The organism is Actinosynnema sp. NPDC023658 (assembly GCF_040639995.1).
GTDB lineage: Bacteria > Actinomycetota > Actinomycetes > Mycobacteriales > Pseudonocardiaceae > Actinosynnema.
On the sequence record NZ_JBFAAX010001486.1, the window covers coordinates 1 to 1056 of the forward strand.

1 protein-coding gene is annotated in these 1056 nt (G+C 75.3%); it reads left to right on the forward strand.

The window, feature by feature from the left end:
• Nucleotides 1-989 (forward strand): acyl-CoA dehydrogenase family protein (locus tag AB0G02_RS41990; RefSeq protein ID WP_360806699.1); only part of this gene is annotated, 989 nt, incomplete at its 5' end.
• Between the last annotated feature and the right edge of the window lie 67 nt (nucleotides 990-1056).

Consider the following 1056-nt stretch of genomic DNA (forward strand, 5'->3'; position numbering starts at 1 on the left):
ACGACCTGGTCCGGGTGGCCGCGGAGCTGTCGGGCGAGTGCCTGTCCACGGGCATGGTCTGGGCGATGCACTGCCAGCAGGACGCGGCGCTGGTCGGGCACGCGGGTCCGGAGCTGCGCGCCGACCTGCTGCCCCGGCTGGCCGCCGGCGAGGTGTACGTCGCCTCCGTGACCAGCGAGAAGGTCAAGGGCGGCCACCTGCTCAGCGCCCACGCGCCGCTGCGCCGCGAGGGCGGCCGGGTGCACGTCGACCGCGACGCGCCGATCGTCACCGGCGGCTCGGACGCCGACGGCTTCCTGATCACCATGAAGGACTCCGAGTCGGCCCAGCCGTCGGAGGTGTCCCTGGTCTACGCGGACCGCGCGCAGCTGACCGTGCGGCACGCCGAGGGCTTCTCCTGGGACCCGATGGGCATGCGCGGCACGCACAGCGGACCCCTGCACCTGTCCGGCGCGGTGGAGGAGAGCGCGGTCGTCGGCGGTGCGGGCGGGTTCCGCGAGGTGGCGCTGCGCACGTTCGTGCCGGTCGGCCACATCGCGTGGGCGTCGTGCTGGCTCGGTGCCGCGCGGGGCGCCCTGCGGGCCGTGCTGGAGCTGGTGCGCAGCCCGGCGGGGCGCAAGCAGTTCGACCTGGACTCCGACCTGCTGCGCGCCCGGCTGGCCAGGGTGCGGCTCGACCTGGACACGACGGCCGCCCTGATCGCGCAGGTGGTGCTGGACGCGGGCCTCGCGCCCGACCCGGAGGCGCCGGACGTGCAACTGCGGCTCAACGGGCTCAAGGTGCACGCCGCCGAGCGCTCGTTCGCCGTCGTGGACGCCCTGGTCGAGGTGGTCGGTCTGCGCCACGGCTACCTGCGCGACGCGCCGATGCCGCTGGAGCGGCTGTTCCGGGACCTGCGCTCGGCGTCGCTCAACTACGCCAACGACCGGCTGCTCGGGGCCAACGGCGCACTGGTGCTGGTCGACCGCGGGGTGGGGTTGGCGCTGTGACCTCGTCCACCCTCCGCACCGTCCCGGTCCTGGACGTGCCGGTCGGGCCGGGGCTGCGGCCGGTGCA